The organism is Phaeobacter sp. 11ANDIMAR09 (assembly GCF_001294455.1).
In the GTDB taxonomy this organism is placed as follows: domain Bacteria; phylum Pseudomonadota; class Alphaproteobacteria; order Rhodobacterales; family Rhodobacteraceae; genus Pseudophaeobacter.
On the sequence record NZ_LIKT01000025.1, the window covers coordinates 66,346 to 72,802 of the forward strand.

Annotated in this window: 4 protein-coding genes and 2 pseudogenes; 5 read left to right on the forward strand and 1 reads right to left on the reverse strand. The window is 58.1% G+C overall.

What is annotated here, in order from left to right; translation table 11 throughout:
- Positions 1-18: 18 nt before the first annotated feature.
- Positions 19-441 carry a response regulator gene (locus AN476_RS18025; RefSeq protein WP_172684850.1) on the reverse strand — a complete coding sequence of 141 codons (423 nt, stop codon included), beginning with the start codon at positions 439-441 and terminating at the stop codon, positions 19-21.
- A gap of 244 nt (positions 442-685) precedes the next feature.
- Here AN476_RS18025 and AN476_RS22925 point away from each other — a divergent pair.
- The 5 genes and pseudogenes from AN476_RS22925 to AN476_RS22530 form a co-directional block, all read left to right on the forward strand.
- Positions 686-880 (forward strand): annotated as a pseudogene (locus AN476_RS22925) (IS3 family transposase); the annotation flags it as partial.
- A gap of 179 nt (positions 881-1,059) precedes the next feature.
- Positions 1,060-1,614, forward strand: a complete 555-nt coding sequence (locus tag AN476_RS18030; protein ID WP_054463182.1) for an ImuA family protein — start codon at positions 1,060-1,062, stop codon at positions 1,612-1,614.
- Positions 1,565-3,028, forward strand: coding sequence for a DNA polymerase Y family protein (locus tag AN476_RS18035; protein WP_253279930.1), 1,464 nt, complete (start codon positions 1,565-1,567; stop codon positions 3,026-3,028). The genes AN476_RS18030 and AN476_RS18035 overlap by 50 nt, the downstream gene beginning before the upstream one ends.
- On the forward strand, positions 3,025-6,180 hold the full coding sequence (locus AN476_RS18040) for an error-prone DNA polymerase (protein WP_083464390.1): 3,156 nt from the start codon (positions 3,025-3,027) through the stop codon (positions 6,178-6,180). Before AN476_RS18035 ends, AN476_RS18040 begins: the two co-directional genes overlap by 4 nt.
- Positions 6,155-6,295 (forward strand): annotated as a pseudogene (locus AN476_RS22530) (integrase core domain-containing protein); the annotation flags it as partial. The gene AN476_RS18040 and the pseudogene AN476_RS22530, both read left to right, overlap by 26 nt.
- Between the last annotated feature and the right edge of the window lie 162 nt (positions 6,296-6,457).

Consider the following 6,457-nt stretch of genomic DNA (forward strand, 5'->3'; position numbering starts at 1 on the left):
TATCTAGTTAAAGAACAATCATTCAGCGGGAAGATTTGGGCGTTTCTCAAGTTGCATCAGCAGATCCCATTCCTCTCCCAGAACATTCTTTAGAGTTTCCAGTGGGATGGGTTTGTACAGATTGCGCCCCACCGACAGGTTGCGCGCCCGGGCCATCAGTTTTGCAGCCAGCATCGGCGCATCCGCGCCACCAGTCATAAAGCGATACCGCAAAGGGCGAGAAAAGTCTGACAGCCCTTCGATCACCTCAATACCGTCCTTTTCTGGCATATTGATATCAACCAAAACCACGGCCGGACCTTCACCGCTCTCCAGCAAAGCAAGCAGCTCATTTCCATTCAAGCAGGTTTCAACCTCCCAGCCCGAACGCTCGGCCACCGTCCTAAGGTACTCTGCGAATTCAATATTATCATCCGCAATATAGAGTTTTTTCTTAGGCATCTGCGAAAACATGCTCCGTCAATTCATACTTACAAACACTTTAAAGGCACCAAATTAATTGCAACAGCCACATTAGTTCGTGCCCTCAAACCCTTGCCTGCAGTGTTCCTTTGGCCACAGCTTAGCGACGTGCAAGTTAACAAAACACACATATTTTGCTCTAACCGCTGTAGTGCGGCTTCATGTCCAACTTGAACTGCAACTGTCACTCCTTTCTCAATACCAAACAAGCCAGGGCCAGGCCGCATTAAGTTTCACAGCCAGTGCCTTCCGTGCGCCCCCAAGAGACTGCATCCGTCACACGGATCGTGGGGCGCAATACTGTTCGCAGGACGATCAGAAACTTCTGCGCCAACATCACTTCAAGGTATCAATGCCTGGAAAAGGCAATTGTTATGACAATACCGCCGTCGAGACCTTCTTCAAGACCATCAAAGCTGTTCGCGTCTCCATATCAGAGGATGCTGCACCGCGTCTGAGATCTGAAATGTGTCCTTACGTCTCAACTGCTGCACTCAGTACGAACGTCCAAAGAGTGCCTACACTATCACTTACACGCTGAGGGCGCACCAAGCGGACGCATTGCCACATTATTTTGCTCCCTTTATGTTTCCGCTCATGCGATTCACTTTGTCAGATGCTTTTCCCCTACGCTCTGCCCGTGTCCATGAGGTCTGTGGAGTCGGTGCGAAGAGCTTTGCAATCATGGCGGCGCAGGACCGTTGTCTTTGGATCCGCGAAAGTTGGCAAAGCGATACGCTCGCCCCGCATGGCCTGATGCCCTTTTTTGCTCCAGCGGACCTGCTCCTCGCACAGCCAAAGGACCAAGCCGACGCCTTGGCGGTGGCAGAGGAAGCGCTCAAAGACGGGGCGTTGCCCTTTGTCGTCCTTGAGATCACCCGCCCTTTGAACCTGCGCGAAGGACGGCGGTTGCAGTTGGCGGCCAAGGCAGGCGGAACGACTGGCCTATGTGTGATCCCTGAGGGTATGGGATCAAACGCCGCCGAAACGCGCTGGAAAGCCGCTCCGCTCTTTGATGAGCAAGGCGAGGACTCGACTCTCCAACGATGGGAAATTATAAAGAACAAATCAGGAACAAAGAAGGCGTGGTCGGTGAAGTGGGATGCGCAAACGCGTCGTATCAATGTGGTTTCCGAGGTTGCCCAGCGATAGGGTTCTACGCGCAGCACTACAGCAGACGGCCGATGACAATCACCCGTTCGCGCTGATCCACCATGAGAAAAACACGGATCGCATTTATTGCCTGAACCACGCGGCAGAGGCCCAAGGTCTACATCGTGGCATGGGGTTCTCGGATGCGCGGGCGTACTGCCCCGACCTGCTAAGCCAACCCGCCGACAGGATCGCCGATGCGAAGTTTCTGCACAGCTTGGCGCGGTGGAGTAAACGCTATTGCCCGTGGGTCGGCTTGGATGGCACGGATGGGTTGGTGCTCAATATCGCGGGGTCGGCACATCTGTTTGGCGGCGAGGCGCAAATGCTGGACGACATGCGCCACCGCCTTGCCCGCGCGGGGGTGAGCGGACGGATTGCCGCGGCGGATACGCGCGGCGCAGCATGGGCGCTGACGCATTACGGGCGCGCGCCCACTGCGGATATCACCTCTTTACCTGTGGCCGCCCTGCGTCTTGATGCAAAATCCGACACAGCCTTGCAGCGCCTTGGGCTGCGTAGGATCCGAGACTTGATGGCCTTGCCGCGGGCCACCCTTGCGCGACGGTTTGGCCCCGATGTGGTGCTGCGTTTGGATCAAGCTATGGGTGCGCAGGATGAGGTCATCTCGCCCTTAGGCGAGGCCCCGCACTACGGTGTGCGCCTGACGTTGCCCGACCCGATTGGATTGGTCGCAGACGTGATGATGGGCACCGAGCGCCTATTGGCGCGACTGTGTGACAAGCTCAAAGAGCAGGATATGGGCGCACGGCAATTGCAATTGACCCTGCGACGTGTCGATCAGGGCGCACAACAGGTCGAGCTACGCTTGGCCGCCCCCATGCGCGATGCAGCACGGATTTTATCGCTGTTCGAGCGCGGCGTTAACGCGGTGGATGCCGGCTATGGCATTGACCAGCTGCGCCTTGAGGCCACGCAGGTCGAGCGCGTTCTGGACGCACAGGTCACCTCGGCCACGGCCGCGCGCCCTGATGGTTTGGAGGACCTCATCACGCGCCTTGGCAACCGCATCGGGTTGGACAATATCCAGCGGTTTCTGCCAGCCGACAGCCACATCCCAGAGCGCAGCTTTCAAAGAGTTTCAGCGGCGTATAATACCGCGTCGGGATCATGGGCCAGCCCGCGCCCGCGCCCCTTGCACCTGTTTGCGCCCGAGCCAATTGCCGCCGTCGGATCAAAGCCACCTGCACAGTTTCGCTGGCGGCGCATGGCGCTGACGACAGGGCGTGCAACCGGCCCCGAGCGCATCGCCCCCGAATGGTGGTTGCCCGATGACAACTGGCGCTCAGGCCTGCGCGACTATTGGAACGTGGACACCCGCGAGGGGCGGCGGCTGTGGCTGTTTTATACACCACAAAACCCGAATTGGTTCGTGCAAGGTGAGTTTGTATGACGCCCCGAAACCCCTCTCTCGATCCTGGGTATGCCGAGCTGTGCTGCACGTCCAATTTCACATTCCTGCGCGGTGCCTCGCATCCAGAGGAGTTGATTACCCGCGCCGCGGCTCTGAGGTTGACGGGCGTGGCCATCACTGACCACAATTCGCTTGCGGGGGTGGTGCGCGCCTATTCAGCGCTCAAGGAATTGCGCCGCGAACATGGCGAAGGCACCCAGCTGCCCAAATTGATCATTGGGGCGCGTCTGATCCTGCGGGACAGTGACACCCATTGGATTGCCCTTCCGCAAGACCGCACGGCCTATGCGCGGCTGACGCGATTGCTGACCCTTGGCAAGCGGCGCGCACCCAAAGGGGCGTGCTACCTTGATCTGCGCGATGTGGCACAGGGCTGCGCGGGGATGAGCCTGATTGCGCTGCCGCAACAGGCACTAAAAGCCAGCCTGGCGGAGATCACCACTCTCAAGAAGCACTTCCCCGCAGATGTCTTTGTCGGCGCAGCCCCGCGTTATGACGGCAGCGATCAGCGTCACTTTGACTCCTGCGCCGCCCTCGCGCATCGCACCGCCGCACCAATGGTCGCCGTAGGCGATGTGCTCATGCATCACGGATCGCGCAGGCAACTGGCGGATGTACTAACCTGCCTGCGCGAACACATCACCATCGATGAGATCGGCACACGCGCCTTGCCCAATTCTGAGCGCCGCCTCAAAGGCGAGGCCGATATGAAGCGCCTGTTTGAGCGCCACCCAGCCGCCCTGCGTCGCACCGTTGAGATCGCCGCCAAGGCGAGCTTTTGCCTGTCAGAGCTGAGCTACGAATACCCCGATGAGATCGCAGGCGATGAACCACCCCAAGATCGCTTGGCCCGCCTTGCTGCGCAGGGGCTTAAGACCCGCTATCCACAAGGTGCCCCGGACACCGCCATCGCGCAGATGAACAAAGAACTGGCACTGGTCAAAACACTCGACTTCCCTGCGTATTTCCTCACGGTGCATGACATCGTTCAGTTCGCGCGGTCTCAGGGAATTTTGTGCCAAGGACGCGGTTCTGCAGCCAACTCCATCCTATGCTACCTCTTGGGCATCACAGACGTCAGCCCCGAGACCATCACAATGGTGGTCGAGCGGTTTGTATCTGAACATCGCGGTGAACCACCCGATATTGACGTCGATTTCGAGCATGAACGCCGCGAAGAAGTCATCCAGCACATCTATTCCAAATACGGCCGCCATCGCGCGGGCCTATGCGCCACTGTGATCCATTTCCGCTCACGTGCGGCGATCAGTGAGGTGGGCAAAGTCATGGGGCTATCCAAAGATGTCACCGCCAATCTGTCGGGGCAAATCTGGGGGTCAGGCAATGGCGGCGTGGCCCCAGAACGCGTCAAGGAATTGGGTCTCGACATGAGCGATCCGCGCCTTGCGCAGACGATCAAGCTCATCGGGGAGATCATCGGATTTCCACGTCATCTCAGCCAGCATGTCGGCGGCTTCATCATCACCAAGGGCCGATTGGATGAGCTGTGCCCGATTGAAAATGCAGCAATGGAAGACCGCACAATCATCGAGTGGGACAAGGATGATATCGATGCACTTGGCATTCTCAAGGTCGACATTCTCAGCCTCGGCATGCTCACCTGCATTCGTAAAAGCTTTGATTTGATCGCGCAGCATGGCGGCGATCACTTCTCGCTTGCCACCGTGCCACAATCTGACGCCTCAACCTTTGACATGCTCTGCGTCGCTGATGCGATTGGGGTGTTTCAAGTCGAAAGCCGCGCGCAGATGAACTTCCTCCCACGCATGAAACCGCAGGCGTTTTACGATCTGGTGATCGAGGTCGCCATCGTGCGCCCCGGCCCGATCCAAGGCGGCATGGTCCATCCCTATATCAACCGGCGTCAGGGTAAGGAGCCTGTCAGTTTTCCTTCTGAAAAGCTGGAAAAGGTGCTTGGAAAAACCCTCGGCGTGCCGCTCTTTCAAGAGCAAGCGATGCAAATCGCGGTTGTTGCTGCAGGGTTTTCCCCCTCCGAAGCCGACAAACTCCGCCGCTCCATGGCGACGTTTCGGAGGATGGGCACCATCGGTCAGCTGCGCGATAAATTCGTCAATGGTATGTTAGAGCGCGGCTATGAGCTGACCTTTGCGGAAAGCTGTTTTTCACAGATCGAAGGCTTTGGGGAATACGGGTTTCCCGAAAGCCACGCCGCAGCCTTTGCCATGCTCGCCTATGTATCTGCATGGCTGAAATGCCACTATCCCGCCGCCTTTGCCTGCGCCTTGCTCAACTCGCAGCCGATGGGTTTCTATGCCCCTGCACAGATCGTGCGTGATGCGCGCGAGCACCAAATCGAAGTCCGCCCGATTTGCGTCAATGCAAGCGCTTGGGACAACACGTTGGAAAAACGCGCCGATGGATCATTGGCACTGAGGCTCGGGTTTCGTCAGATCAAGGGCTTTCGCGAAGACGATGCCGCATGGATCGTAGCCGCGCGCGGCAATGGCTATCCAGACCCTGAGACGCTGTGGCTGCGCGCGGGGATCTCGCCTACCGTATTGGAGCGGTTGGCCGAAGCCGATGCCTATGCGGGCTTGGGCGTGGGGCGGCGCGATGCGCTTTGGGCCGTGAAGGCCATCACAGGCCCCACCCCCCTGCCGCTGCTTAATGGCCCGATTGAAGGCGAAGGGATACATGAGCCATCTGTGACCCTACCCGCCATGCATCTGGGCGAAGAGGTCGTCGAGGATTACAGCGCTATGCGCCTCTCGCTCAAGGCCCACCCGATGGAGTTGTTGCGCCCCACCATGGCAGGCCTCACCCCCCATGCCGCCTTGCCCAATGTTCCGCTTGGCCCGGTGCAGGGAAAGCGCATTTCCGTGTGCGGGTTGGTCATCACGCGCCAACGACCGGGCACTGCGTCGGGCGTCGTATTTTTGACCCTTGAGGACGAAACAGGCGTCTCGAACGTGGTGGTCTGGAAAACCGTCTACAAACAGTTTCGCCGTGCAGTCATAGGCGGTCGCTTGCTGCGCATAACAGGACATGTGCAGCGTGAAGGCATTGTGGTGCATGTGATCGCGCAAACCGTCGAAGACGTCTCACACCAGCTTCAATGGATGAATGCGCGACGAACTGCTGAACAGTGAGGTCATTTATTCACTGCGAGAAGCCAAGATTGTCATCGAAAGCTGGAGGAAACACGACAACACCAAACGACCACACAGTGCCTTGGGCCACCGCAGGCCTGCGCCTGAGGTCATCATACCGATGGACCAAAGGCCAATCATGCCCTAGGCTCAGGACCGATTGATTTTCGTTTGGCAGGGTGATTCATCGTGTTCAAAACGAGCGGTGTGTCTGACGTCAGCGCCTATGGGTCCAAATAGCGGTATTTGATAAGAGAGTGTTCTTGGCTCATCGTAG